A 1378-nucleotide genomic window follows, 5' to 3' on the forward strand; every position below is an offset into this window, starting at 1 on the left:
GTCCGGGTGCGGGGTGGTGGTGGCGTCTGACGCGTTGGGCAGATTTGATGCGGGCATGACAGATGGCTCCTTGGCGGAGTGCGAGAAGAGAGGGTGCGGGAGAAGGGTGCGGGAGGAGAGTGCGGGAGGCGAGGAGCGGGTGGCCCGGCGGATAGAGGGGATCGGCGGGGTGGGCTCCGGCGGCCAGGGGGATCCGGCGGGGCGGGCTCCGGCGAGAGGCAGTTACGGCCCAGGGGCGGACTCCGCCGAGAGGCAGTTACGGCCCAGGGGCGGACTCCGGCCCAGGGGCAGGCCGGCGGAGAAGCGGGCGAGGTGAAGTACGGCAGGAGCTACGGGCGTACGTCGCCCGGGAACGAGTCACGGGCGTACGTCGCCCGGAACGGTCAGGCGCGGTGGATGCGGATGTCGCCGACCGAGGTGCGGGCGGTGACCTCCACCGTGTCGGTGGCGTCGCCGGGACCTTCGGCGGAGCCGAGGGCGCTGCGCAGGGCACCGAGGTCGGTGTGGACGTCGAGCCAGGCGGCGGTGGTCTCGGGGATGCCGACCTCCAGGTCACCGACGGCGCCGCGGAGGGTGACCCGGCCGCGGGTGACCCGGCCCAGCCGGATACCGCCGTTGGCGGACTTGGCCTCCACGTCGGAGTGGGCGGTGCCGACGTCGATACGGCCGTTCGCGGCGGAGGCCTCCAGGGTGCCGGTGATCTCGGCGAGTTCGGTGTCGCCGTTGCCGTTCTTGACGATCAGGCCGCCCGCCACCGTGCCGACGGTGACGCGGCCGGCAGCGATGATCTCGACCGAGGCGGTGGCGCGGTCCAGGTGGACCATGCCGAGTTCGCTCTTCAGCCGGGCGGTGGCGGCCTCCTCGACGTGGAGGTCGCCGACCGAGGTCTTCAGCCGCGTCTCGCCGAGGCGTCCGGAGCAGTGGAAGTCGCCGACCTGGGTGGTGCCCTCCAGGGTGGAGCCGGCCGGCAGGGCGATGGTGATGTCGATGCCGCCGACCTTCCCGAAGGGCGAGCTCTTGCGCGGGCCCTTCACGGTGAGGACGCCACCGGAGCAGGTCACCTTCGTCTGCTTGACGGCCTTGAGGTCCGCTTCGGAGGAGGGGTTGGAGGGCTGGACGTCGACGACGGTCTCGGTGCTGTCGGAGGCGATGATCCGGGCGTTGCCGATGGCGTACTCGACGATGGCGGTGATCGCCTCGGGGGTGTCGTAGGAAGGCATGACGGATCTCCCGTCCTCTCTGGAGCCTTCCCTTTAACCACACCCCCAACCCCACAGACAGGGCAAAAACCGTGTAGCCCTCTTCTTCTTGAAAAAAAAAAATAATCTAGTACACGAAGAGAACAACAAGACTCATGCGAAAGCAAGGGAGAGGTGAG

1 protein-coding gene is annotated in these 1378 nt (G+C 69.3%); it reads right to left on the minus strand.

Annotated elements, in window-relative coordinates:
- Positions 1-383 precede the first annotated feature (383 nt).
- Positions 384-1220, minus strand: a complete 837-nt coding sequence (locus tag P1P70_RS44660) for a DUF4097 family beta strand repeat-containing protein (protein WP_319248225.1) — start codon at positions 1218-1220, stop codon at positions 384-386.
- Positions 1221-1378 lie beyond the last annotated feature (158 nt).

The organism is Streptomyces sp. MB09-02B (genome assembly GCF_033794485.1).
Lineage (GTDB): Bacteria > Actinomycetota > Actinomycetes > Streptomycetales > Streptomycetaceae > Streptomyces.